The organism is Roseibium sp. MMSF_3247 (assembly GCF_030733765.1).
In the GTDB taxonomy this organism is placed as follows: domain Bacteria; phylum Pseudomonadota; class Alphaproteobacteria; order Rhizobiales; family Stappiaceae; genus Roseibium.
Genome location: NZ_JASHII010000001.1, coordinates 1,018,228 through 1,044,980, shown reverse-complemented (window position 1 = coordinate 1,044,980; position 26,753 = coordinate 1,018,228). Strand labels below are relative to the sequence as shown.

The window sequence follows — 26,753 nt, the reverse complement described above, 5'->3', positions numbered from 1 at the left end:
GGGATCACCCGGGTATTTCGGCAAGGCCAAAGCGCATGTCGTCTCCGCGCTCTTGCCGGTATTGGTGCCCTGCCAGGGGACCAAGAACGGCGAGACAGATGAAAAGAAGCGCGATTTCAATGTGATAGACAGCCAGATACCCGGCGGCCTCGTTGTTCATTGCAGTTCCGAGCAGCCCATCCAACGCAAGGATGTTGACGCCGTTCTTGATCAGACCGCCGAGCAACAGGCTGACGCCGATGGCGGTCGCCTGGACCGCTCCCCAGGCGCCAACCAGAATGCCGCTGTCAGCGCGTTTCGAAATGCTCATGGCTGCCAGCATTGTGCAGACTGCAAAGAGACCACCGCCGAGCCCGACACCGGCCGCGCCGGCGTAGAACAGCATGTCGGTCTCAAGCGGCGATGCAAAAACGACCGCGGAGAAGGCTGCAATACCAATCAAGAGGCCGCGGGCGGCGACCCTGTACATGTGGGCGCCGCGATTAAGGCTGTGTGCTGCCCAGGCAAATCCTGCCATCGTGCCAGTGGCCCAAAGCGCCGTTAGCAGCGTGGTTTGCCCGACCGTCATGCCAAGGATTTCACCACCATAAGGCTCCAGCAGGATGTCCTGCATGGAAAACGCGGCAGACCCGATCGCGACAGCAATCAACAGGCGAACGGTGCCCGGCTCTCGCCGATAGTCGGCCAAAGCCTCAAAGAACCCGGCAACTTTCCTGTCATGGGACGTTCGGGCCGGGTTGCGGGCTTCCTGCTTCCAGGCGGAAATCACGTTGAGCGCCAAGGTCAAAAGTGCTGTGCTCTGGATCACCTGGATGAGCCGCTTCGGCGTAAAATCGGCCAGGAAGATGCTGTAAAAAATTGATGCAGCGATCATTCCCGCCAGCAGCATCACATAAAGCAGCGCAACAACACGGGGCCGCTTGTTTTGGGGAACCAGATCAGTTGCGAGTGCAAGACCCGCGGTTTGCGACATGTGCAGGCCGAAGCCGGCAAAGAGAAAGGCAAGACCAGCAAGCACTGTTCCGGCCCACGCTGGTCCAACGCTCTGCGATTGAAGCAGCAAGAGCGCGAAGGGCATGAAGGCCAGTCCGCCGAACTGCAAGATCGTTCCGAACCAGAGATAGGGAACACGCCGCCAGCCGAGCACCGACTTGTAGGTATCTGAACGATAACCGAAGAAAAGCCTCAACGGCGCTGCCAGAACCGGGATTGCCACCACAGCAGACACCAATGCAACGGATACTCCGAGCTCGACGATCAGGACCCGGTTGAGCGTTCCGGTTAAGAGAACAAGCACACAGCCCGCAGACACCTGGAACAGCGCGAGGCGAAGAAGACGCGACAGCGGCACGTCTTTTGTTGCCGCGTCCGCAAACGGCATGAAGTGGACCCCGGCGGTCTGCCAGAACCCGATCATCCTGTCTGATGCGGACTTGAACATCATGGCCGGACCACCTCCATGGCCTGGGAGGTGTAAAAGCCGACTGAAATCCGGTGCGTTCGACCGCTCCTCCAACCGCCCATATGCGGCTGATGCACGAGTTGATCCACCAAACGCTCCGGGTTGGCCGGATAGATGGCCGGGGCCCTGTCGGCCCGTGGGAATGCCTTGCCGATCATCAGCATGGCTTTCAGGAGGTGCGAGCTCGGAGCAAGCGTGAACAAAAGGCTTTTGCTGGTGCGCTCAGCGAACTGCTCCAGAACCTTCTTGGCGTCCTCGGGGGTGTAGTGAATAAGGACGTCCATCGCAACGACCGCATCGAACTGTCCCAAATGCGGGTCCAGCATATCCCCGCTCTTGAACGTTACAGTTCCATGCGGGTGACCGTTGAGGCGGCTTATTTGCTCAGCCGCGCGCTGGCGGGCAAAGGAAACCATTTGCGCCGATAGATCGATGCCAACCACGTCAGCCCCACGCGCGACCAGTTCCATGGACAACACGCCGGAACCGCAGCCGGCGTCGAGAATGCGCCAGCCGGTAAGATCCTGCGGAAGCCAGCTTTCCAAGGTTGACCGCATGTCTTCACGGCCTTGACGCACAGTTGCCCGGATCCCGCTTACCGGCTGATCGCCGGTCAGCTTTTTCCAGGCATCAAGCGCCGTACGATCGAAGTAATGTTCGATTTCGCCGATCCGCTGTGTGTAGCTGGCCCGTGTCATATCCGGTTCAAACCTTCTTATTCAAAGCCGAGAAATTCAAAGATTTCCCGGTCTTTCATGGGTTCAGCCTGAAGGGCCTCTGTCCCCGCCCAAAGTTGCTCGGCAAGCTGGAGGTACTCGTTCTGGATGGCTGCGATTTCAGGACTGTCGCCCATTTCAAAGAGCGTGCTTTTTTTGAGACGGCTCAAGCGCACATGATCGGAGTCCGGCACGTGGGCGAGGCGCTTCAGGCCAACACTGTCATTGTAACGGTCGATCTGATCCGTTTCGCGGGACCGGTTGGCAATCACCCCACCGAGGCGCACCTCGTAGTTTTTCGCCTTTGCCTTGATTGCGGCGACGATCCGGTTCATCGCGAAGATGGAATCGAAGTCGTTGGCCGCGACAACAACCGCCCTTTCGGCGTGTTGAAGTGGAGAGGCAAAACCGCCGCAAACAACGTCCCCAAGGACATCGAAGATCACCACATCGGTGTCATCCAGAAGGTGGTGTTCCTTCAAGAGCTTGACGGTTTGACCGACCACATACCCGCCGCAGCCGGTGCCAGCTGGCGGCCCGCCGGCCTCAATGCACTGAACCCCATTGAATCCCTCGACCATATAGTCTTCCGGACGCAATTCCTCAGTGTGGAAATCGACCTGTTCCAGGATATCGATCACGGTCGGGATCAGGCTTTTTGTCAGCGTAAAGGTGCTGTCGTGTTTCGGATCGCAGCCGATTTGCAAAACCCGCTTGCCAATCTTGGAGAAAGCAACGGACAGGTTGGACGAGGTGGTTGACTTGCCAATGCCGCCCTTGCCGTAGATCGCAAAAACCTTGGCCCCGTCGATTTCCATCGTCGGATCAAGATGAACCTGGACACTGCCGTCGCCATCCGCACGCTCCCGGAGTTTCTGAGCGGTTTTTGCCTCTTGTGCGGCTGTCTTCGGATGGGTGTAGATGTTCATTCGGCTGCCTCCGTTGCCAGGCCTTCCAGCCGGTCTTCCAGTTCTTCACCCGCCCGGCGCAGAGCCTCGAGCGTTTCTTCGTCCGGTTGCCAGTAGTTGCGTTCGTGCGCTTCCATGAGCCTTGCCGCGACCCGTGCCGCGGAGGCCGGATTGAGATCGGCGAGCCGCTGGCGCATCGCCTCGTCGAGCACGTAGGTTTCCGTGATTTTCTGATATACCCAGGGCTCAACGCCGCCGGTTGTTGCCGACCAGCCAAAGGTGTTGGTGACATTGGCCTCGATGTGCCGCACACCTTCATAGCCGTGCTGGAGCATGCCCTCATACCATTTCGGATTGAGGGTCCGGGTCCGGGTTTCCAACGCGACCTGCTCGTCGATGGAGCGAACCTTGCCTTCACCTTGGGTCTGGTCCGAAATGTAAACGGGGAGTTCCGCGCCGCCCTTGGCCTTTGAGACGGCTTTTGAGAGCCCGCCAAGCGTGTCGAAATAATGCTCGATCGTGGTGACGCCGATTTCGACTGATTCCAGGTTCTGATAGGCCATGTCGACGTCCGCCAGAACAGAATCGAGAAGTTCGGTCTGGCGGCTGGTCTTGCCCTTGCGGCTGATCGCAAAGCTCTTCCGGTTGGTGTAGGTCTCTGCGATTTCCTCGTCATCGGTCCAGGCCGATGAGGCAATCAACATGTTGACGTTCGACCCGTAGGTGCCATCCGCATTGGAAAAGACGCGATAGGCCGCCTCTTCCAGATCGCAGCCATTGGCCTCGCAATAGGCAAGTGCATGTTTGCGTATGAAATTCTGCTCAACCGGCTCATCCGCCGTGGCCGCCAGATAACTTGCTTCAGCTAGCATGCTCGCCTGGATCGGCAAAAGATCGCGGAAAATGCCGGACAGGGTCATCACGGCATCGATGCGTGGCCGGTTTAGCTCTTCAAGCGGGATAAGTTCAGCGCCGCAGACCCGGTTGTAGAAATCCAGCCGCGGCCGCGCGCCCATGAGCGCCATGGCTTGCGCCAGCGGCGCACCGCCGGTTTTCAGATTGTCTGTGCCCCACAAAACGATTGCAACGGTCTCTGGCAGTTTGCCATCGGTCTCCAAATACCGTTCCAGAATGAGGGCCGCCTGGCGGGCACCATCTTCAAGCGCGAACTTGCTTGGGATACCAAACGGATCAAAGCCGTGAATGTTCCGGCCAGTTGGCAGGAGGTCCGGCGTGCGTAACAAATCGCCGGATGGGGCTGGCGGTACGAAGCGCGCATCCAGTGCCTGTACCAGACCGTCAAGTTCCCGATTGTCTGATAAGTCCTGATCGATCTGGACGAGTTTTTGAACAATAGACTTTGCCTCTTCGTCGAGGGTGTCCGTTGCCGCAGCCAGGGCATCGCGATCTCGATTGGCAATGACCTGACACAACTCCGGGTCGGCGATAAAGCCTGAGTCTGTCTCGACACTCAGAGCCATCTTCGCGAGCATTTCTGAGCGCTCGGAGGCGTCCATACCGCGTCCCGCAATGTGCAGGCCGTGGGGGATCAGCGCGTATTCGGTTTCGGTGATGGCCGCGACGAGATGCTGGATAAATTGGTCTTCAGACAACTCCGCCGTTTTGCCCGTGAGATCGAGCTCGTCGGCTTGAACGCGGATCACGTCCAAAAGACGTTCGCGCTCGCCTCTCGCCTCAGGCGCCATGGAGCGATACTGGTCAAGGCTGGCTTTCAGGCTGTTCAGGCCCTTGTAGAGACCAGCTTCCGTGATTGATGGGGTCAGGTAGGACACAAGCGTTGCGGCAGACCGGCGTTTGGCGATCGAACCTTCGGACGGGTTGTTGGCCGCGTAGAAATAAAAGTTCGGCAAGGCGCCCAGCAACCGATCCGGCCAGCAGGAGCCGGACAGCCCGGTGTGTTTGCCCGGCATGAATTCCAGCGCGCCATGCGTTCCAAAGTGCAGAACGGCATCAGCGGCGAATGTTTCGCGGAGATACGTGTAGTACGCGGCAAAGGCATGGTTCGGAGCAAACCCGCCTTCAAACAAGAGCCGCATCGGATCGCCCTCGTAGCCGAAGGACGGCTGGAGAGCGATCAGCAAATTGCCGAACTGACGTCCGAGAATGTGGATCCCACGGCCGTTGCTCAAAATACGCCCTGGGGCCGGTCCCCACTGGGTTTCGATCTCGCTCAGGAACTTTTCCTGGCGGACATGATCATCTGCAGAAACAGTCACATGGACGTTGGCCTCGGTGCCATAGCGGTCCGAGTTGCCTTTGAGGATCATGTTCTGAAGCGTCTCAACATCGGCAGGCACGTCGACGTCATAGCCTTCCGCTTTCAAGCGCTTCATCGTCTCCAGAAGGCTTTCAAAAACGGACAGGAAGGCCGCGGTTCCGATGTTGCCGCCATTGGGCGGATAATTGAACAAGGTGGCTGCGATCTTGCGGTCTGAACGTGGGGTCTGGCGCAACTTGGTCATTGCCGCGATCCGGTCAGCAAGCAGATCAACACGTTCATCATCCGGCCGCATGCAAGACCGGCCAGACGGGCATGTTCCAAGCTGGCGGGCGCAAATACAGCTCTTGCCGTTGGCTTCCGATCCGCTGCGGCCACCGATCACCATGGATCCGACGGCACCATCCAGCTCGGGGATAGCAACCATCAAGGTGGTTTCAATCGGTGTAAGCCCTTGCGTTGAAGCCTGCCATCCCTCGCGGCTCTGGAATTCGGTCACGCAGGCTGACAGATAAGGAACGTCAAGCTTTTGAAGGGTTTCCGCCGCCGCAGCTGCATCGCTGTAGGCCGGGCCGCCGACAAGCGAGAAGCCGGTCAACGAACACAGCGCGTCGACCGTTGGCATGCCATTGGCATCCGTCATGTAGGTTTCGATCGCGGACCGCATATCGAGGCCGGAACAGAACACCGGAACGACATTCAGCCCGCGCGCCTCTAGCGCCGAGATGACCCCGTCATAATGACCGGTGTCACCGGACAGAATGTAAGTCCGCAGAAGCAGGAGCCCGACCGTGCCGTTCGCCCCTTTGACAGTTGCAAGATTGCTCTTTTGGGTCGTAATCCGCGGCTCGGTGCGCGGGTGGTAGAGCCCCATATCCGGGTAGTCACTCGGTGGTTTCGCCGCCACTGCCGAGCGCAACGATTTCCGTTCGCCAGCGGCATATTTGCCGACCAGCAGGCGGACCATGTTGGCGATGTTCTCGTCCGACGCCGCGATCCGGTACTGCAGGGTCAGGAAATAGTTGCGGACATCCTGGGCGGTGCCCGGGATGTACTTCAAAAGCTTGGGCAACCGGCGGAGCATCGCCATCTGGCGCTCGCCGGCCGTTTTGCCGCTCTCCTTGCCACTGTTGGAGCTGCTGCCGCGCAGTTTCTTCAAAAGCGCCAGCGGCCCTTTTTGCTCACCGCTCATGCGGAAGCGGCCCATGGCCGTATACTTCATGATCGTGCCGGCAGACATGCAGCAGACCATGGCGTCACACTCAAGGTGCCGTTCTTCCAGAACGTCCGCGATCGCCTTGACGTGTTCTTCGACGAAGATCATCGAAACAACGATGATGTCGCCTGCCCGGATGGCGTCACGGCAGCGGGCCAGCTTGTCCGGATTGTCCGCCCAGTCGGTTGCCGCATGCACCGTGAAGGTCAGACCCGGCATCTCTGTTTGCAAAGCCCTGCGCGCATCATCGACGGCGGCTGCGACATGATTGTCGAGCGTAACAAAGACCACCCGGATCGGGAGGTCGTTATCGGGCGAAGTGCGCTTTCGCATCGTATAACGTCTCCACGGTTATCGGGTGAATGCCGTTGTCAGCGGCAAAGCTCTCGGTGTTGCGCCGTGCCTTGCCGCGCACAAAAAACGGGACTTTCTTGAGTTCCTTTTCTGCTTCATCTGTCCAGAGCGTTGCGCTGGCTGGCAAGGTGATCTGGTCTTCTGATACCGGCGCTGCTGGGCCTGTTTGCTGGTTTGAGGCAGCTTCAGGACTGTGGGCATGCAGATGCGAGGCCGTCGCCCCGTCATTAAATTCAAAGTCGTCGCGGAACATGGACAGCAAATGCTCTTCCAGCCCCATCATTAGCGGGTGAACCCAGCTGTCGAAGATGACATTGGCACCCTCAAAGCCCATCTGCGGCGAATACCGCGCCGGGAAATCCTGGACATGGACCGGCGATGAAATGACAGCACAGGGAACACGCAGCCGCTTGGCAATGTGGCGTTCCATCTGGGTGCCGAGCACCAACTCCGGGCGTGCTTCTATGATGGCATCTTCAACGACCAAATGATCATCGGTGATCAGCGGCTCAACGCCGTACTCCTTGGCTGCAGCCCGCACATCGCGCGCAAACTCGCGCATGTAGGTTCCAAGACCGCAGACTTCGAAGCCAAGTTCGTTCGCGGCAATTCGGGCTGCGGCAATTGCATGCGTCGCATCGCCGAAGATGAACACCCGTTTGCCGGTCAGGTAGGTGCTATCGATAGACCGGGAGTACCAAGTGAGACGGTCCTTGTTTTCTGACGATGACAGGACCGGTTCAAGACCGGCTAAAGCCCGTGCCTCGGTGACAAATCTGCGAGTTTCGGACACGCCGATCGGCACCGTAGACATGTACGGCATCTCGTACGCCTTTTTTAGCCAGCGGGCAGCGGTATCGGCGATTTCCGGGTAAAGCACGATATTGAAGGCAGCCTCTGGCAGTCTGGCCAGATCTTCCGGACTTGCACCGAGCGGGGCGACCACCCTGACATTCAGACCGTTTTCTTCCAGCAACGCTTTGATCTCGCGGACATCGTCCCGGTTCCGGAACCCCAGGGATGTCGGGCCCAATATGTTACAGGTGTTGGCTGGAATGGTCTCAGGCCGCTGCCGATTGGACGCGCACGCCCGCACCAGCTGATAAAACGTTTCCGCCGCGCCCCAGGTTTCTTTCTTCTGGTAAGACGGCAGTTCAAGCGGCACGACCGGGATATCGAGATCAAGTGTCTTGGCAAGGCCGCCTGGATCGTCCTGAAGGAGTTCTGCGGTACACGATGCCCCAACCAGCAAGGCACGCGGCTTGAACCGGTCGACCGCATCGTGACAGGCCGTCTTGAAAATGTCGGCGGTTGACGCGCCGAGATCGCGCGCCTGAAACGTTGTGTAGGTGACCGGGGGCCGGCTGTCCCGCCGCTCAATCATCGTGAACAAGAGATCGGCATAGGTATCGCCCTGAGGCGCGTGCAGAACGTAATGCACATCCTTCATCGAGGCGGCGACCCGCATGGCGCCCACATGAGGCGGTCCTTCATAGGTCCACATGCTCAGCTGCATGGCGCGCCCTCCTCAAATCCGAGACCGGATTTCAAAACGGACTGGCGCCGCAGCGGGCGCACGAAGAGTTCTGCAAGATCGCCTGCCTGCTCGTAGCCCTGGATCGGTGTGAAGGCGAATTCGATCGACCACTTGGTCAGACGGCCTTCCGCTTCAAATGGATTGGCAAGACCCATACCGCAGACAATCAGATCGGGATCCGCCTCACGGGCGCGATCAATTTGAAGATCAACATCCTGACCTTCCGAGATCGCGGTGCCCGGCGGGAGCAGTGCAAGTTCGCCTGCTGCATGTTCCCGGTGAAGATAGGGGCTTCCGACCTCGATTATCTCCGCTCCCGTTTCGCTGTGAAGGAAACGCGCCAGCGAAGGCTCGAGCTGAGAATCTGGGAAGAAGAACATCCTGCGTCCTTCAAGCCAGGGCAAATAGGATTGAAGCGCGGCTTTGGCGCGCTTGCGCGGCGCTGCTGTTGCCGCTTCGAACCGGTCCTCCGGTACACCAAAAGTGTCGGCGATCGCCTTAAACCAGGCCGTTGTCCCCTCTTCACCGAGCGGGAAGATGGAATTAATGCGTTCAGCGCCGCGGGATTCCAGAGCTGCGGCTGTCGCCCCCAGATAGGGCTGAGCCAGAATGAACCGGGTTCCCGGACCGATTGACGGCATTGCCGCGCTTGAACGGCCGGGCAGAAACTGAACACCCTCAATGCCAAGGTCTTCAAACAGGCGCGCGAACTGATCTTCAACAACATCGGGAAGACACCCGGCGACAATCAGTTTGGTTTCGTTTTGCGGACTTGAGGCTGGCGCTTCGTTCACAAGCGCGGTGAGGAAATTGTCTTCACCCTGGGTGAAAGTCGTCTCGATGCCACTGCCCGAATAACAGAGCACACGGTGTTTAGGTGCGTGAACCCGGTTCAACCGCTCAGCAGCCTTGGACAAATCGAACTTGATGACTTCAGACGGGCAAGACCCGACCAGGACCAGCATTTTGATGTCCGGCCGGCGCGCGAGCAGCTTGTCGACCACGCCATCGAGCTCATCATGCATGTCCGCCATGCCGGCAAGATCCCGCTCTTCCATGATCGCGGTCGCAAAGCGCGGCTCTGAGAAGATCATGACCCCAGCCGCCGATTGCATCAGATGCGCACAAGTGCGGGATCCAACGATCAGAAAGAAGGCATCCTGGACCTTCCGGTGCAGCCAGATGATGGAGGTCAGGCCGCAAAAAACTTCATGCTGGCCCCGCTCCCGGATTGTCGGCCCTGTCCCGCATCCTGCAGAAAACGCCTGGTTCATTGAGAACCTCCTGCGATCTGCAAATCGCTAACGCCAGCGGACCGGACGCCACTTTCAAGACCAGTCTTGCGGGCTGTCTGATCCAGCCGGGCGAGCCGCAGTTTCCAGACGAATTGTCCCGCATTGACCACATATGTTGCATAGGCTGCCAAGGCCAAAGCCATCAGCTGATTGGCAGTCAGAGCCTCGGTGAACAGAGCTGCGAGATAGGCCGTGTGCAAGGCCAGAACCAACATGGAAAAGACGTCTTCCCAGAAGAACGGCCGGGCGAACAAGTAACACCCAAAAACCTCTTTCTCCCAGATCGATCCAGTGATCATGATCGCGTAGAGCGTAAGCGTCTTGATCACGACGGAGAGCTCGGCAGCGCCCTGCATCTCGCCTGAAATCAAAAAAACAACGATAAGAGCAAGGCTGATCAGAAAGACGACAAACTGAACGGGTGCCAGAACGCCTTGGACCAGTGTCCAAACGGTTTCATCACGGCGGCGTCTTTCTTCCTCGGTGTAAAGAAAACCGGGTTTTATCGAATTCCTGTTTCCACTCACGGACATTCAACCCTCCCCCCGAACCCGACATTGGGTTCAGCAGATGAGTGAGGGTAACGCCGCAACTGCAAAAGTGTCAACTTTGATTGACGTATATTTTTGTTTACATCACGTCACGTGAGAGTCATGCTAAGCAGGCTCAAGGTGCAAATAAAAGCAACAATTGCGCACGCCGGAGCATGACCCCTTTCCGTAAGGCCAGGGAGGCCGACCGCGAAGTGAGGATGAACGGCACAACAGAATTGCCCGTTGAAACCGCGGACGCCCGCCGGACAGAGCCTGCCGACGGCAATATTTTTGTTTCTGATCAGGCAAATATGGTAAAGAAATCCCGGCTTAGCAGCGGCGAACAAGCGACTCTCCGCAACCTCATCCAAGGACCAGTAGCAGCAATGGCCGCAGAGCAATTATCTGGCCTGCTGGATGCAGGTCTTGAAACCGACATCCGCTACAAATCTGTTATCGCAGAAATGTACGAACGTATCCTGGCACCTGATGCCCGCATACAGGATCATCTTGCCTTTCTGGACGAGGAAGTCCGCTCCAGGTTCAGATCAAATGGCAACCCGGCAGCACTTCCGCCCACCGCAATGAAAGTCATGCTTTTAGAAGCGGTTGCGCGCGAACTGGGCAAGAACTGGAGCTGCGACGCAGCCAGCTTCATCGATGTCACGATCGCTTCAGCCCGGCTGCAAGCCATTGCTCAAGCCCTCACCACGGAAGCTGCGCGGGAGCGCTCTGGATCGAAGGCCCCGTTCGCCGTCATCTTTCTGCCCGTTGATGAACAACACAGCCTGATGTCCTACCTCACTGGCGCCCTTTTTCAGGCACTTGGATGGCAGCAACAGGTTGTTCCGCACGAATCACTGAGTGAATTTGAGTTCGCCAAAGTGGTAACTCAAGCTGATGTTGTCTGCATTGCGTGGAGCACCACATACCTCAAAAGCAACGCAATCCAACTGATTAACGACATCAAATTGTATTCCAGCCACAAAACACTACCCATAATTGCAGGCGGTGCTGCTACCCTTGACTTTATCGACCCCCTTGTGGAAATGGGCGTCGATTGTATTTGCGATAGCGCGCTTTCAGCGGTAAAAATCGCTGAGAGTTTCTACAATTTGGAAAAAATCAATCACTTTGCCGCGCAGGAAGACCGCGATGCAAAAAGAAGAAAAAGCAGCATCGATCGGCATTCCCAATGACCTCTCCCTCGACACATGGCGCGCTGCAAGATATCGGGGTTGGGACTGATTTGCTTGATTTGCTGGGCGCAGACGCCTTAACAGCCTTGATCGGATTGGGTGCCGATATCGTTGCATTGGTGGACGACAAAGGTGTCGTAAATCGCCTCCATTACCGCAACGCCGATCTGGATGCGTATGGTTTGGCAGCCATTGTCGGCAAGCCCCTGCGCGACTGCGTAACGGTGGAATCTATTCCGAAAATTGACGCCCTTCTTGCCCCGGCGAAAAAGCGGCCAGCCCGTGGCTATCAGGTCAACCACAGCGCCAGCGGCCTTCCCGACCTTCCGGTCGCCTACACGGCCAGCAGGACTGACGACTTTCCCTTCACCATTGTTGTCGGACACGAAATGCGGCAGCAGATGCTGGATCAGCAGCGATTGGTGGAAGCGCAGATCGCAATGGAGGCCGACTACCGCGAACTCCGGCAGGCCGAAGCGCGGTATCGGACTGTCTTCAAGATGTCCGAAACAGCCCATGTCGTACTGGACGGTGAAAAAAGAACAATTCTGGAAGCGAATACGGCAGCTGTATCTCTCTTGACCGGCGCCTCAGGAAACCTGACCGGAAAGGCGATGCGGGATCTCTTTAAGAAAGAGGACCGGGAACGTCTTGCAGATGCGATTGGCGAAGCCCGCCATAGCGGTGAACCGGTCCAGCTTGCCAACCTTCACAGCAGCGCGGGAAGTACGTTCGACGCAAAACTGCGCGCCTACCGGGAACACGGCACCACAAACCTGGTCATTACCCTGGAGAATTCCCAAGAACCGGACAGGAGTGATGCAAAACGCTCCAGCGATCATCTCAATGGCGTTCGCGTTGATCTGGAACTGCTGCCCGAAGCCGCGTTGACAATTGATGGCGAAGGCACGGTTTTATCAGCAAATACCTTGTTTCTGGACCGCGTTCATGCACCGACCCTCAATCAAGTGGTCGGACGAAATGTGTCAAACTGGCTCGGCAAATCCACCGTCGAATTGAGTGTTCTCTTCACCCGCGTCCGGGACGAAAAGACCCTCAGCGGGTTCTCTTCTGTTCTGACCGATACGCTCGGCGAGGGTCAGGATGTCAGTCTCTCCGCCCATTACAACAAAGAGACCGACACCACACAGCTGCTGGTTATTCCTCAAGCGGCCAGCGCTGGTAAAATGACCTTGCCGCCACCCGCGACACCAGATCAGGCCGAGGGATTTGCGAGCCTCGTTGGCAAAGTGCCCTTGAAGGAGCTGATCCGCGAGTCACTGGACGTTGTTGAGCGGATCTGCATTGAAGCCGCCCTTGACCAGACCAACAACAACCGCGCCAGCGCGGCCGAGATCCTGGGCCTCTCTCGTCAAAGCCTCTACATTAAACTGCGCCGGCACGGGCTCGAAAACTACCGTCCCGGCAGTTGAAGCTTTCGAGCGACCGTCAACTCTCATTTACAGTAACACTTTATAGCCGCGTAATGTGTCAATTTTAATTGACACTTTTTAGGGCGGCGCCTAGCATGTTTGGTATGGAACTCACCCGCCAAACACCACAGGCCAACTGGCCCATGCCCGGCGCGATCGTCGCTTTGCTCAAGCCGATCACCTGGTTTCCGCCGATGTGGGCCTATGCGTGCGGTGCGATCTCCACAGGTCACGGGATGGATGGGCGTTTGGGGTTCATCGTGCTCGGCGTCCTCTTGGCCGGCCCGCTTTTGTGCGGCACCAGCCAGGCGGTGAACGACTGGTTCGACAGACATGTTGATGCGATCAACGAACCGGACCGGGTGATCCCGTCCGGCCGGATGCCAGGACACTGGGGTCTTTATATCTCTATCATCATGTCGGCGCTCTCGCTGGTTGTCGCCGGACTGATGGGTTCCTTCATCTTTGCAGCAGCGCTTCTCGGTCTTGCCTTTGCCTGGGCCTACAGCGCGCCGCCCTTCCGCTTCAAGCAAAACGGCTGGCTGGGCAATGGCGTTGTCGGCTTCAGTTACGAAACCCTGCCTTGGCTGACAGCAGCGACCGCCATGACCGGCCTTGTGCCGGAAACACCAATCTGGATCGTGGCCTTGCTCTATGGCCTTGGTGCCCATGGCATTCTAACGCTGAACGATTTCAAGGCGATTGCAGGCGACAAGGAAATGGGCATCCGGACCCTTCCCGTTCTGCATGGGGAACGATCCGCAGCCCTCATCGCCTGCGCCGTCATGACCGTGGCTCAGGCGGGCGTTGTCCTGACACTCTGGATGCTCGGACTGCCGGTCTATGCCTTGGCAATCCTTATTGTTCTGCTGCTGCAGATGGTGTGCATGGTTCGCTTTGCCCGCAATCCCGTGCGATTTGCAGTTTGGTACTCGGCCATCGGTGTCGGGCTCTACGTCACAGGAATGATGATCACAGCATTTGGACTGCGCACTTTGGTGCCAGCCATCTCTTAGGCTTATTAAAAGGGAGATCCCCATGTTCGGTCGGGGAGACGCCAATCAGCAAAACTCCACAGCGGTCAAAGGGCTGAGCTGGATCTCGATTTTGCGTCTTGGGCTTGTACAGGCGTCACTGGGCGCCATTGTGGTTCTCACCAACTCTACGCTGAACAGGGTCATGATCGTCGAGTTGGCCCTGGCAGCCGTTATTCCTGGCTTGCTTGTCGGGCTCCACTACGGCGTGCAGATCTCCAGACCCTTGTGGGGGCACCGGTCGGATATTGGAAACTCGCGAACCCATTGGATCCTGGGCGGTTTGGCGCTTCTCGCCGTAAGTGGGACAGCAGCCGCGGCAACCACATTTCTTTTCGAGATCAGCTTTGCAGCCGGCTTGGCAGCGGCGCTTCTCGCCTACGCGCTTATCGGGGTCGGCATCGGGGCAAGCGGCACATCCCTACTCACGTTGATTGCGACCAAAACGGCACCGGAACGCCGGGCATCGGCAGCCACGATCACCTGGATGCTGATGATTGCCGGCATCGTGGTGACTTCAATTGTCACCGGGATCAACCTTGAACCTTATTCGCATCTCCGACTTGTTACAGTCACCGCCCTCACCGGCGTTGCGGTTCTGGTTCTTTCGGCCATCGCAGTTGCCGGAATTGAACGCAAACCGACCATGGTGGGCGAGACTGGCCGCGAGAAACCGGGCAGTTTCCGCGAAAGTGTCCGTGAAGTCTGGAGCGATCCGGAAGCCCGCCTTTTGACCGTGTTCATCTTCCTGTCGATGCTGGCCTATTCCACACAAGACCTGATCCTGGAACCGTTTGCCGGCTTGTTGTTCGGCATGTCTCCGGGCGAGACAACAAAGCTGTCTGGAACGCAACACGGCGGTATCTTTGCGGGCATGGCACTTGTCGGGATCGCCGGATGGCTGTTTTCAAAACGCAAACCCGGCCTGATGAAGATGTTCATTGTCACCGGCTGTGTCGGTTCGGGCGTGGCGCTCGCCGGTCTTGCGGTCTCGGCATCATTTGCACCGGCCTGGCCGCTTGAGGTCAACATCTTCGTACTCGGTTTCATGAATGGCGCGTTCGCCGTTGCGGCCATTGGCACCATGATGATTCTCGCGGGCGCCGGAAAAAAAGCCAACGAAGGCATGCGGATGGGCGTTTGGGGCGCAGCTCAGGCCATCTCCTTCGGCCTTGGAGGACTGGCCGGCACGATCGCCTTGACCCTCGGGCGATGGGCGACGGCCCAGGACAGCACCGCTTTTGCAATCGTCTTTTCAATGGAAGCCGTCTTGTTCCTCATGTCCGCGGCCATCGCGTTGCGGATCGGCGGCGGTCAAGTTGCCAAACCTCGTTTGCCCGTAAACCGGGAACCATCGGCAGTGCCCGCCGAATAGGCGCAAAACCTCACACCAGGGAGCCTGCAATGAAATCGAATTTTGATGTTGCTGTCATTGGAGGCGGTCCTTGTGGTGCGATCGCTGCGGAGCGCTTGGCGCGATCCGGTCATTCTGTTGTTCTGGTCGACCCGGACAACAAGATCAAACCCTGTGGCGGGGCAATCCCGTCCCGCGCCCTGAAAGACTTTGAGATCTCTGAAGACTTGCTGGTTGCCCGGGCCAATGCGGCGCGTGTCATTGCACCGTCCGGGAATGCGGTGGAAATGCGCATTGGCGATATTGGATTTGTCGGCATGGTCGACCGGGAAACCTTTGATCCATATCTGCGCGCCCGGGCTGAACAGGCAGGTGCCCAATTTGTCAGAGGCAAGCTGGCTGGCATGGACACAGCGTCGAATGGAAGCCTAGACCTGAAAGTGGACGGGACTGATCCAGAGAATCCTGGAACAACGGAACACCTCAATGCGCGCATGGTAATTGGTGCAGATGGCGCCAATTCCGCTGTCAGACGGTTGATGTTTCCCGCGAAGAAGAAGCCGCCTTACGTTTTTGCCTATCACGAGATCGTGGAAAGCCCGGAGGCTCCGGACCCAGACGCCTTCCAGCGCGACCGCTGCGACGTTGTCTATGACGGCCGGATTTCTCCCGACTTCTATGGCTGGGTCTTCCCGCATGGGGGACAAACGTCCGTCGGCTGCGGCTCCGCGGTCAAGGGACATAACCTCAGGGATGCCACGTCGGACTTGCGCGACCGTGCAGGGTTGACCGGACAACGGACGATTCGGCGCGAAGGGGCTCCGCTGCCCCTCAAACCAATGCGGCGTTGGGACAACGGGAAGAATGTCCTTCTTGCCGGCGATGCCGCAGGCACCGTTGCCCCATCGTCTGGCGAAGGCATCTACTACGCTATGCTGTGTGGCAACCTGAGTGCAGATGCGGTTGCTGAGTGCCTTGCGACCGGCCAAGCATCCGCTTTGCGCCAAGCCCGGCGCCGGTTCATGGCGGAACATGGCCGTATCTTTTTCATTCTCGGCATCATGCAGGCCGTTTGGTATCGCAGTGACGGTTTGCGGGAGCGGTTCGTAACGATGTGCGCCGATCCGGACGTCCAGCGCCTGACCTGGGAATCTTATCTCAACAAGCGCCTGGTTCGCCGCGATCCGCTCGGTCATATCCGGGTGTTCTTCAAGGATCTGGCACAACTTGCAGGCCTGCCGGCCAGCCAGAAATGAACCTGCTTTTGACGTGGCTGCAGTCCGGATGGCTGCCGTTCGGCGCAGTTCTGTTTCTTTGGATAGAGTTCGCAGTTCTTTGCAGGTTTTCGAACGCACCTGGCGAGCGATTCAAGTTGTTGCTCGCCAATGTCCTTGCCGGAAGCTGCCTGATGGCCGCGCTTGGGTTTGCCCTGCGCGGCGATGCCCTGTTTCTTGTGCTGTCGTTTCTAAGCCTCGCACTGATCGCCCATATATGGGACCTGATCACGCGATTACGTGTTTAGACTCCCGGGTTCAGCTGCTGGACGGCTCGGTTGAGCAATCCGGCAGTTGTCACCCAGGCAAGATAAGGCACGAAAAGCAGGGCTGCGATCGGTGAAACAGGCCACGCAGTAACAATAAACCCGGCAATTGCCAGCCAGAGAAAACCGACATCAACAAGCGCCAGATCCATGCGCCGCAATCCGAAGAACAACCAGGACCAAGCCGCATTGAGCACGATCTGCAAGGCCCAGAATACGATCGGCAACGACCAACCAACCTTGGACCAGACACTCCAGCCAGCATAGGCGATCATGATGTAAAGAAGTGTCCAGACCACAGGGAAAGCCCAGTTTGGCGGTGTCCAGCTTGGCTTCCGCAGCTCCTCGTACCACGGTCCTGGTTTGAACACGGCACCGCTGGCCGCAGCCAGGAAAACGACACCAATAAAAACTGCGATGGCCATCAAAGGCTCCGTTCCGGGGGATTAGACCCTGCAATAGATAGAAACGCGGGTTCCCAAATGAAGAACTGCGGACCGTTTGCGAACTGTCACACTGGATTAAAGGGCACCTGGCAGGAAAACAAGCCCACCGCCGCTTTGCTCATGATAGCCCAAAAACGTGCCGCGACCCGCTTAAACTGTCAACTTTGACGACATATTTCCCATCCTTATGTGTAAAAAAAAGTTTACACATCTATCAAGATCCCCGAGAATATCCTAACGACATCAGTGTCTACTGGTCGTACGTGAAGCTGGTCACAGCTTGGCACCACCAGAAAGACGGAACCATGCGGTGGAGGAAACGCAATGAGCTCCAACAAGACATCCGCAACCCCATTGCTGGATACCATCCACACGCCAGGAGACCTGAAAAGCCTCAGTGATGGCGAACTCGCCCAACTTGCTGATGAACTTCGGACAGATGTTATTGATATCGTGTCAGAAACCGGCGGCCATCTGGGATCTGGTCTTGGCGTCGTCGAACTCACTGTCGCCATCCACGCAGTGTTCGACACGCCGGACGACACCCTGATCTGGGACGTAAGCCACCAGTGCTACCCGCACAAAGTCCTGACCGGCCGGCGTGATAGAATGCGGACCTTGCGCAAAAAGGACGGCCTCTCCGGCTTCACGAAACGCAGCGAAAGTCCGTACGATCCATTCGGAGCTGCCCACTCTTCCACATCGATCTCTGCCGGGCTTGGATTTGCCGTTGCCCGTGATCTTGAGGACAAGGACGGCCATGTCATCTGTGTCATTGGCGACGGCGCCATGACAGCCGGTATGGCCTATGAGGGGTTCAACAACGCCGGCCACCTCAACAGCCGCATGATCGTCATCCTGAACGACAACAACATGTCGATTTCCCCGCCGACAGGCGCATTATCGGATCATCTCAACACCCTCGCTCAGTCCGATACAGTCCAGCGGGAACGCAGCTTCTTTGAGAATATGGGATTTGCCTATCATGGTCCCATCGACGGGCATAATATTCCAACTCTCTTGGAGACATTGCGCCAGTTGAAAGAAGACGGCACGGGCCCTGTCGTCTTGCATGCCATCACCCGCAAGGGGGCCGGCTATGTCCATGCGGAGGCGGCAAGCGACAAATATCATGGCGTTTCGAAGTTCGACGTTCCGTCCGGAAAACAGTCCAAGTCGGTTCCAAAGGCGCCGAGCTACACCAAGGTCTTTGCCAACGCTTTGATTGAGGAAGCCCGGCAGGATGACCGGGTTATCGCCATCACTGCCGCCATGGCGGAGGGAACTGGTGTTGACCTGTTTGGAAAACAATTTCCGGATCGCAGTTTCGATGTCGGGATCGCAGAGCAACATGCAGTGACCTTTGCCGGAGGGCTTGCCGCCAGCGGTATGCGGCCGTTCTGCGCGATCTATTCCACCTTCCTGCAGCGCGGCTATGATCAGGTCGTCCATGACATCGCCCTGCAAAACCTTCCCGTTCGTTTTGCCATTGATCGTGCAGGTCTTGTCGGCGCCGACGGCGCCACCCACGCCGGAGCCTTTGATATCGGTTTCCTGGCAAATTTGCCGAATTTCACGGTGATGGCCGCCGCTGACGAAGCGGAACTGGTCAACATGGTCAAGACAGCGACCGAACACGACCTTGGCCCCATTGCTTTCCGGTACCCGCGCGGTGAAGGAACGGGCGCACAACTTCCCGTTCAACCGGTTGCCCTGCCGATCGGAAAAGGCCGGATCGTCGACATCGGGCACACAGCCGCGCTGTTGTCTTTCGGCGGACGGCTGGAACAATGCCTCGAAGCCCGAGCGCTTTTGTCCGCACTCGGCATATCCGTCACGGTCGCCGATGCCCGCTTTGCCAAACCACTCGATACGGAGCTGATTGAGGACCTTGTTGAGACCCATGAGCTGCTGGTGACAGTCGAAGAAGGCGCGACCGGCGGCTTTGGGGCCCTCGTTTTGCATCACCTTGCAGACCAAGGCCTACTGGATGGACGCTGCGGCGTACGCACGATGACACTGCCCGATACGTTCATTTCGCAAGCATCGCCTTGGGAAATGTATAATGAAGCCGGGCTGAATGCCCGCCAGATCGCCGATCTCGTGCGTGTGACCCTGTCACGCATGGGTCACGGGTCACGGGCAACACTCGGAGGCGGGACCACCCGAATACAAGATCGCCCCATGTGGACGCACCATGCGGAGGACCGTTGAAGACCGGCACTTATTATTGCAGAGACGAATAGGTGATCTCAATTGGCGGGGGAAAGGTTGTATAGTACGATCTTTTGCTTGGAGGAGCTTGACCGCCTAGGCCGAGACATCGGGAGGGGGAATTGGCCTATAAAGACGACAGCGAGCGACAGACGGAAAGAAACAAGACCCCGTCGGACCTTGCTGGCAATGGCCAGACGTTGAAGGCAGACGATGCTGCCAATTTGTCTCTGCAGGACCTCACCGTTCTGGAGACGACTGTGCGTGGGCAAGTGTCCGGTTTGGTCGGAGCGCTTCATCCAAAGGCTGCAAAACTAATTGTGAACGGGAACCCGGTTTCGGGTCTCGATCTTCGTTTGCATCCCGAACTGGATGAGCGGGCACGGCAAATGCCGTCCATGGATGTTGCTATTTCCTACCGCGTGCCGTTCCTGAAATCACTGATCGACCCGGACCCTCGCCACCACCGGGATCTGATCGAGGAACTTGTCCAAACCAACATCCCGCTTCAGACACTGGCCATTCACTTGCTTTGCCCGATCGCAACCGAGCTTGGCAACTACTGGTGCACCGATGATGCCGATTTCATGCAGGTTGCCGTGGCTTCAACACGGTTGAGCAACATCGTCAATCATCTGACCCATGCCGGGCCTCAGCCATCCGTACCAACGTCGGCCAAACGTATCTTGCTGGCGCGGTCGCACGGGACCAAACATACGCTTGGTGTGAACCTGGTGAGAATGTGTTTCCGTGACCTTGGATGGATCGTCGATGGCGGCGCCGATATGGAAATCGGTGACACAATGTATATGCGCTTGTCTGCCAGGCCGTATGACATGCTTGGTCTGTCGGTCGGGCGTCTCGAAGAGGCCAATGACTGCATGGAAGCCATTCAACGGTGCCGGTCGGAAGCAGCGACCGACACGACTAAGATCGTCATTGGCGGTGCTGCTGTCCTGACGCATCCGGACAGCTTCCAAAACATGGGAGCCGATTTCGTCGCTCTCTCGGCTTTGGAAGCCATCACGTTGGCCGAACAAGCCGTTGGATGATCTCGTCCTGAATTGAAAAAAGCCATTGCTTCACCCAACGGCAGCTTTGCCACCTAAAGGCCTGCTTGGCGACTCAAACGTTGCCAGGTAATCAAAACGTCCCAAACCAAATCTCTCAGCGCCTCTAAAATGTCCCTTTTGTTCTCAAAAGGGAGAGGCTCTGCCGTCCAACAGATTTTACACGCTGCAGGCATGACAGATGTCGGACACCCAAGAAAAAGAACAGAAAAGAGACCCATCGGTGACACCAGGTTTCACAGACGGCAAAGGCCCTGCAACCAAAATCATCAAAATGTGCCTTGGCCTCGAACCGCATGGCGAGCAGGAAGTTATTGAACTCGGCCACACGCTCTACCGGCAGTGGGAGCAGTTTTATCGGCCCACCAGCGGGTCTGTTGCGAAAACCCCGGACGAGATCCGGCAAATTACAAACCGCATGCGCGATTTCCTAACGAGCCTCAGAGTTCTTCAGTCACATGGCGCACTCCCGCACCCCGAGGACCCCGATCCTGGCACCCCCTACCCGGCTTTGAGCCTGGGCCTGATTAATCAGTGGTGGCATGGCATCGGCGACTGGAAGGCATAAAAAAGGGGCGGCAGAGATCTCTGCCGCCCTTTTCGTATTTGATCTGTCAGCCGATAAACCGGCTTGTCTTTCTCGCTTAAAAGTGGACAGACTTTGAATCCAGCGGCTTCTGCAGCGGCGGAGCAAACTTGGTCAGGTTGATGCCTTCAACCGCTTCCTTGTACTCGTCCATCGTCGGTGTCCGGCCAAGGATCGCAGACAGCACCACGACCGGTGTCGAAGCAAGTAGGGATTCCCCCTTCTTGGTCTCAGAATCCGCGACCACACGCCCCTGGAACAGACGGGTGGATGTGGCCAGAACGGTATCGCCCTTGGCGGCCTTCTCCTGGTTACCCATGCAAAGGTTACAGCCGGGACGCTCCAGATACAGGATGTTCTCGTATTCGGTCCGGGCTGCAGTCTTCGGTGCATTGTCGTTGAACTCAAAGCCGGAGTACTTCTGCAGAACGTCCCAGTCGCCCTCTTCCTTCAACTCATCGATGATGTTGTAGGTCGGAGCAGCCACAACAAGCGGTGCCTTGAAGTCGACCTTGCCTTGCGACTTTTCCAGGTTCTTGAGCATCTGAGCAACGATCTTGATGTCGCCCTTGTGCACCATGCAGGACCCGACGAAGCCGAGGTCGACTTTCTTTTCGCCGTGGTAGAAGGACACAGGACGGATCGTGTCGTGCGTGTACCGTTTGGAGACATCGGCGTTGTTGACGTCCGGATCCGCGATCATCGGCTCATCGATCTCATCCAGATCGACAACGACTTCAGCGAAATACTTCGCATCGGCATCCGGGGTCAGCGCCGGTTTTTCGCCAGACTTGATTTCGGCAATGCGCTTGTCTGCCTTGTCGATCAGGCCCTGCAGAACCTTGGCATCGTTGTCCATGCCCTTGTCGATCATGGTCTGGATGCGGCCCTTGGCAAGCTCAAGAGATCCGATCAGGGTTTCATCGTTGGAGATACAGATGGAGGCCTTGGCCTTCATTTCCGCAGTCCAGTCGGTGAAAGTGAACGCCTGGTCCGCCAGAAGGGTGCCGATATGCACCTCGATGATGCGGCCCTGGAAGACGTTGTCGCCATGCTGCTTCAGCATCTGGGCCTGGGTGGCGTGCACGACATCGCGGAAGTCCATGTGATCCTTCATGGAGCCCTTGAACGTGACCTTCACGCTTTCCGGGATTGGCATGGACGCCTCACCGGTCGCGAGCGCCAGCGCCACAGTTCCGGAGTCCGCGCCAAAGGCAACGCCCTTGGACATGCGGGTGTGGCTGTCACCGCCGATGATGATGTCCCAGTCGTCGACCGTGATGTCGTTCAGAACCTTGTGAATGACGTCCGTCATCGGGTGGTAGACGTCCTTGGGATCGCGGCCGGTGATCAGGCCGAACCTGTGCATGAATGCCATCAGGCGCGGCGTGTTGGCCTGGGCCTTCAGGTCCCAGACGGAAGCCGTGTGACACCCGGACTGATAGGCGCCATCGACGAGCGGAGAGATGACCGTCGCGGCCATGGCTTCCAGCTCCTGGGAGGTCATCAGGCCAGTGGTGTCCTGCGAGCCGACAATGTTGACCCGAACGCGGACGTCTGAGCCGGCATGAAGAACCTTTCCTGGAGTGGAGCCAACTGCGTTCTTGTTGAAGATCTTTTCAACGGCAGTCAGGCCCTGGCCTTCGTGAGACACTTCCTTGGACGGTGCAAAGACCGGCGGTGTTTCGATGCCGAGCGTTTCCGCAGCCAATGTCTGCAGCTTCTTGCCGAAGACGATGGCGTAAGACCCACCGGCCTTCATGAACTCCATCTTTTGGGGAGTGAAAGAAGAAGACATGTCGACCAGCTCTTCATCGCCAGCCTCATTGAATAGTTTTTGCTTCTTCGTGTTGATGGTCAGAACCGTGCCGGTTTCGACGGAATACTTCTGCTCCAGCACCGGGTTGCCATCGTTGTTCAGGATCGGATTGCCGTCCGGGCCGAGTTTCTTGACCCAGTTTTTCAGATCGACACCGATGCCGCCGGTCACGCCGACTGTTGTCAGGAAGATCGGAGAAATACCGTTGGTGCCGGCAACAATCGGAGCAAAGTTAACAAACGGCACATATGGGCTTGCCTGTTTGCCGGTCCAAAGGGCCACGTTGTTGACACCGGACATGCGGGACGAGCCGACACCCATGGTACCCTTTTCGGCAATCAGCATCACGCGCTTGCCCGGATGCAGCAGCTTCAGCGCTTCGATTTCTTTCTGCGCTTTCTCTGAAATCATGCACTTGCCGTGCAGTTCACGGTCGGCCCGCGAGTGCGCCTGATTACCCGGCGAAAGCAAGTCGGTTGAAATATCACCTTCGGCGGCGATGTAGGTCACAACCTTGATCTCTTCGTCCAGGTCAGGAAGCTTCGTAAAGAAATCGGCCCGCGCGTAGCTTTCCAGGATGTCCTTGGCGATTTCGTTGCCGGCCTCATAGGCTTCTTTCAGACGATCGGTATCTGCATCATACAGGAACACTTGGGTCTTCAGGACTTCGGCAGCGTCCTTCGCGATTGCCTCATCGTTGCCAAGGGCGAGATCCAAAAGGACCTCCACGGACGGGCCGCCTTTCATGTGGGACAACAGCTCGAAGGCAAAGGCAGGTGTGATTTCCGGAACGTTGACCGCGCCCAGAATGATTTCCTTAAGGAACTTCGCCTTGACGCCAGCAGCGCTCGTCGTTCCTGGCAAGGTGTTGTAGATGAAGAATTTGAGCGAGTCGTCGCGGTGTTCGTTGCCAGCGTCCTTGATCTGCGTGATCAGCTCGGCAACTAGAGCTCCGTCTTCGATTGGCTTGGGATGCAAGCCCTGCTCTTTGCGCGTTTCGATCTCGGCGAGATATTCAGTGTAGAGACTCATAAGGACCCCGGCGTCTTGAAGTTGGATATCGCTTAGTCGCCGGGTCGCACATTTGCTGGCTCGCCGGGTAAGCTCGCTGCGCACTACATAATTCAGTATACAATGGTATGCAATATTGTTCGCTGAATTAATTGCGGTTCGATTGCTTCTTAACCGCACACCACTGAGCAAGTCTTAATGGGCACTCGAATTCATGCGCCTATCACGACCGCCTGTCGCGTGATGCTCTGGGATGCGGCGCCCAATTCCCGCAGTCCTCAAATCCTATCTAACTTAGCATTTTTTCATGGCCAACGGAATGAATCCTGTTCCGAAGGGTTGTTCCAGAAGGGCGTGCATGATTCTGGGTGTGGTGGACTCCAGACTGGGGGACGAGCGGTATGTTGCTCCGTACCGGAGGCCATTGCCTTGCGATTTTTCTTGCAAGGCCGCAACACAAACCAACGACAACAGCCAGCTCGCAGCCCGGCGCTGCGATTGCCGTTTATTCGTGCGATCCACGTCCGCTCACCTCACCATTCCAAGGCAACAGCAGTTCATCGCATTCGTCCAAACGCCGCGTGCACTGGCGTTTTGACGATACCGCACGTTCCGTCCCATCCAACAACAAAATCAGGAGCCTGAGATGCCTCGGTCCAATCAAGATCAACGTCGCGATCAGCAAAACCCGGATCAGCCACAAAACCAGCAAAGCGCGCCAAACACTTTGGCTCAGATTCAGGCAAACCTTGTCGCGGCTCTTGAAACCCGGTCCATTGACGGATCCTCCAGTCATGAGACCAACATCGACTGGGGATCTGTCGGCCAGCAAATGCTGCGGCTAACAGATGCGAACTACATAGACGGCATCGGCTCCGTCGCAACTGACCTTCCGAACGCGCGGGCGATAAGCAATGCGGTTGCGGAGCAAACGGAAGATGAGCCCAGTTCCTTCGGCCTGAGCGACATGTTCTGGGTCTGGGGCCAATTCATCGATCATGACATCACACTGACCGGCAGCGAGGGATTTGAATTCGCGCCGATTGTTGTCCCTGCTGGCGACAGCGACTTTGACCCAACCGGAACGGGTGAAGCGGTCATACCGTTTACACGCGCGGGATTTGTTGATGGAACCGGAGCCACGTCTGCCCGGCAATACAGCAATGAAATCACCGCCTTTATCGATGCCTCCATGGTTTACGGATCAGATGCCGAAACTGCCGCCTCGCTGCGCGGCAACGGAGGGAAGCTGCTCCTGACGGACAACAATCTCCTCATCGAAACGGAAACAGGTGGCGTGTTGGCCGGCGAAGTGCGCGCTGCGGAAAATGTCGCTCTGACATCCATGCACACCCTGTTTGCCCGCGAGCATAACCTCTGGGTGGACCGGCTGGCCCGCCAGGACACAAGCATGAGCTCGGATGAACTCTATGACGCAGCCCGGATCATCATTGAAGCTGAAATCCAGGCAATCACCTATAATGAGTTTCTGCCACTCCTCTTGGGAGAGGATGCCATCACGGATTACGCCGGGTACAATCCAGACCTAAATCCTGGCATTTCGGTCGAATTTGCAACTGCCGCTTTCCGCTTTGGCCACAGTCTCTTGTCATCCAGCATTCAAAGGTTGGACCGGGATGGCGACACCATCGCTGCCGGAAATCTCTCTTTGAGTGAAGCGTTTTTCAACCCGTCAGAGATTGCAGAGAATGGGGGCATCGACCCCCTTCTGCGCGGACTTGCAGACGGCATGGCGCAAGAGTTGGACACACACATCGTAGAGGATGTGCGCTCCTTCCTGTTTGGCGCTCCAGGGTCTGGCGGGCTTGATCTCGCCGCCTTGAACATCGAGCGCGGCCGGGATCTTGGGGTCGCCAGCTACAACGACCTTCGCGAGTCCCTCGGCTTGCAACGCGCAGCTGACTTCTCGGATATAACGTCGGATGCCACATTGGCCGCAAAACTGGCCGGCGTTTACGGATCCGTCGATCAGGTCGATGCCTGGATCGGCGGGCTAGCCGAGGACCCTTCGGGCAGCGGGATTGTTGGAGAGTTGTTTGCGACGATCCTCCTTGATCAGTTTTTGCGGTTGCGCGACGGGGATCCCTTCTGGAGCCAGGGCCTGGATCTACCTCAGGCTCAGATTGACGCTCTGTGGTCCACCACGCTGGCCGACGTGATCGAGCGCAACACGGACATCCGCTCCATTCAGGACAACGTGATGCTCGCTCACGACCGCCTCGGCGGAACCAATCGCGATGATGCTCTGGTCGGTTCGGTAGAGAGAGACCTGATCCTGGGCAATCGCGGCAATGACATTTTGGACGGCGCCGGCGGGGATGATCAGTTGGAGGGACAGGACGGAAACGACGTCCTGTTCGGCCAGGCCGGCAACGACCTACTTTATGGCGGCGATGGCAATGACGTGCTGGTCGGCGGCACGGGCAACGACACCCTCAATGGCGGGCGCGGCAGCGACGCCTATGTCTTTGACGGAGCCTTCGGATCGGACACAGTAACTGATTTCAGCACCAGTAACCGCAACGGTGACGTCCTTCAAATCGGGGTCGCAGGTTTCTCGTCATCTACCGAAATCCTGGCCGTCGCCGCGGACACCGATGCCGGGGTCGTTTTCCGTTTCTCAGACAGCCTGTCGATCACCCTGCTTGGCGTTTCCGTTTCGCAGTTGGACGCATCGGATATTCAAATCATCTGATTACAAAGGACTGAGGAACAACTTGCTGCGATCTGATCGGCGCAGAGACCCGACAGCCGTTAAAGCAAATC

General features: G+C 57.5%; 19 protein-coding genes. 10 read left to right on the top strand and 9 right to left on the bottom strand.

What is annotated here, in order from left to right:
* Positions 1–4: 4 nt before the first annotated feature.
* From RBB44_RS04685 to bchF, 7 genes are read right to left on the bottom strand one after another with little or no spacing between them, the layout of a single operon-like run.
* Positions 5–1,441, bottom strand: coding sequence for a BCD family MFS transporter (locus RBB44_RS04685; protein ID WP_371932300.1), 1,437 nt, complete (start codon positions 1,439–1,441; stop codon positions 5–7).
* The gene (gene bchM / locus RBB44_RS04680) at positions 1,441–2,160 is read right to left on the bottom strand and encodes a magnesium protoporphyrin IX methyltransferase (RefSeq protein WP_306149482.1); all 720 of its coding nucleotides are present in this window, start codon (positions 2,158–2,160) and stop codon (positions 1,441–1,443) included. The genes RBB44_RS04685 and bchM overlap by 1 nt, the downstream gene beginning before the upstream one ends.
* A gap of 17 nt (positions 2,161–2,177) precedes the next feature.
* Positions 2,178–3,107 (bottom strand): ferredoxin:protochlorophyllide reductase (ATP-dependent) iron-sulfur ATP-binding protein, encoded by a 930-nt coding sequence (gene bchL, locus RBB44_RS04675; RefSeq protein ID WP_008189250.1) that lies wholly within the window; start codon positions 3,105–3,107, stop codon positions 2,178–2,180.
* Positions 3,104–6,874: a magnesium chelatase subunit H gene (locus RBB44_RS04670; protein WP_306149483.1), complete on the bottom strand. Its 3,771-nt coding sequence runs from the start codon at positions 6,872–6,874 to the stop codon at positions 3,104–3,106. The genes bchL and RBB44_RS04670 overlap by 4 nt, the downstream gene beginning before the upstream one ends.
* Positions 6,849–8,411, bottom strand: coding sequence for a ferredoxin:protochlorophyllide reductase (ATP-dependent) subunit B (gene bchB / locus RBB44_RS04665; protein ID WP_306149484.1), 1,563 nt, complete (start codon positions 8,409–8,411; stop codon positions 6,849–6,851). Before bchB ends, RBB44_RS04670 begins: the two co-directional genes overlap by 26 nt.
* Entirely contained in the window at positions 8,402–9,706 is a 1,305-nt protein-coding gene (locus RBB44_RS04660; protein ID WP_306149485.1) for a ferredoxin:protochlorophyllide reductase (ATP-dependent) subunit N, read from the bottom strand. Before RBB44_RS04660 ends, bchB begins: the two co-directional genes overlap by 10 nt.
* On the bottom strand, positions 9,703–10,260 hold the full coding sequence (gene bchF / locus RBB44_RS04655; RefSeq protein WP_209177044.1) for a 2-vinyl bacteriochlorophyllide hydratase: 558 nt from the start codon (positions 10,258–10,260) through the stop codon (positions 9,703–9,705). The genes RBB44_RS04660 and bchF overlap by 4 nt, the downstream gene beginning before the upstream one ends.
* 218 nt (positions 10,261–10,478) lie before the next feature.
* Between bchF and RBB44_RS04650 the strand changes: the two genes are divergently transcribed.
* The 6 genes from RBB44_RS04650 (at position 10,479) to RBB44_RS04625 (ending at position 16,802) form a co-directional block, all read left to right on the top strand.
* The gene (locus tag RBB44_RS04650; protein ID WP_306149486.1) at positions 10,479–11,459 is read left to right on the top strand and encodes a cobalamin-binding protein; all 981 of its coding nucleotides are present in this window, start codon (positions 10,479–10,481) and stop codon (positions 11,457–11,459) included.
* The gene (gene ppsR / locus RBB44_RS04645; RefSeq protein ID WP_306149487.1) at positions 11,456–12,892 is read left to right on the top strand and encodes a transcriptional regulator PpsR; all 1,437 of its coding nucleotides are present in this window, start codon (positions 11,456–11,458) and stop codon (positions 12,890–12,892) included. The genes RBB44_RS04650 and ppsR overlap by 4 nt, the downstream gene beginning before the upstream one ends.
* 95 nt (positions 12,893–12,987) lie before the next feature.
* Complete coding sequence (gene chlG, locus RBB44_RS04640) at positions 12,988–13,908, top strand: chlorophyll synthase ChlG (protein ID WP_306149488.1); 921 nt, start codon at positions 12,988–12,990, stop codon at positions 13,906–13,908.
* 22 nt (positions 13,909–13,930) lie between these two features.
* Positions 13,931–15,301, top strand: a complete 1,371-nt coding sequence (locus RBB44_RS04635) for a BCD family MFS transporter (protein WP_306149489.1) — start codon at positions 13,931–13,933, stop codon at positions 15,299–15,301.
* 29 nt (positions 15,302–15,330) lie between these two features.
* Entirely contained in the window at positions 15,331–16,536 is a 1,206-nt protein-coding gene (locus RBB44_RS04630; protein WP_306149490.1) for a geranylgeranyl diphosphate reductase, read from the top strand.
* The gene (locus RBB44_RS04625; protein ID WP_306149491.1) at positions 16,533–16,802 is read left to right on the top strand and encodes a hypothetical protein; all 270 of its coding nucleotides are present in this window, start codon (positions 16,533–16,535) and stop codon (positions 16,800–16,802) included. Before RBB44_RS04630 ends, RBB44_RS04625 begins: the two co-directional genes overlap by 4 nt.
* Here RBB44_RS04625 and RBB44_RS04620 read toward each other — a convergent pair.
* Positions 16,799–17,245 (bottom strand): TspO/MBR family protein, encoded by a 447-nt coding sequence (locus tag RBB44_RS04620; RefSeq protein WP_306149492.1) that lies wholly within the window; start codon positions 17,243–17,245, stop codon positions 16,799–16,801. The genes RBB44_RS04625 and RBB44_RS04620 overlap by 4 nt on opposite strands.
* 345 nt (positions 17,246–17,590) lie before the next feature.
* On the opposite strand from RBB44_RS04620, the gene RBB44_RS04615 reads away from it, so the two are divergent.
* The 3 genes from RBB44_RS04615 to RBB44_RS04605 all read left to right on the top strand — a co-directional run bounded on the left by RBB44_RS04615 (position 17,591) and on the right by RBB44_RS04605 (position 21,118).
* On the top strand, positions 17,591–19,480 hold the full coding sequence (locus RBB44_RS04615) for a 1-deoxy-D-xylulose-5-phosphate synthase (protein ID WP_306149493.1): 1,890 nt from the start codon (positions 17,591–17,593) through the stop codon (positions 19,478–19,480).
* Between the two features lie 122 nt (positions 19,481–19,602).
* A complete protein-coding gene (locus tag RBB44_RS04610; protein WP_306149494.1) occupies positions 19,603–20,532 on the top strand; it encodes a B12-binding domain-containing protein in 930 nt (309 codons plus the stop codon).
* A 199-nt stretch (positions 20,533–20,731) separates the two neighbouring features.
* On the top strand, positions 20,732–21,118 hold the full coding sequence (locus tag RBB44_RS04605) for a hypothetical protein (protein ID WP_306149495.1): 387 nt from the start codon (positions 20,732–20,734) through the stop codon (positions 21,116–21,118).
* Positions 21,119–21,194: 76 nt separating this feature from the next.
* Here the strand turns inward: RBB44_RS04605 and RBB44_RS04600 are convergent, their stop codons facing one another.
* Complete coding sequence (locus RBB44_RS04600; RefSeq protein WP_306149496.1) at positions 21,195–23,987, bottom strand: bifunctional aconitate hydratase 2/2-methylisocitrate dehydratase; 2,793 nt, start codon at positions 23,985–23,987, stop codon at positions 21,195–21,197.
* Positions 23,988–24,612: 625 nt separating this feature from the next.
* On the opposite strand from RBB44_RS04600, the gene RBB44_RS04595 reads away from it, so the two are divergent.
* Positions 24,613–26,682: a peroxidase family protein gene (locus tag RBB44_RS04595; protein ID WP_306149497.1), complete on the top strand. Its 2,070-nt coding sequence runs from the start codon at positions 24,613–24,615 to the stop codon at positions 26,680–26,682.
* Positions 26,683–26,753 lie beyond the last annotated feature (71 nt).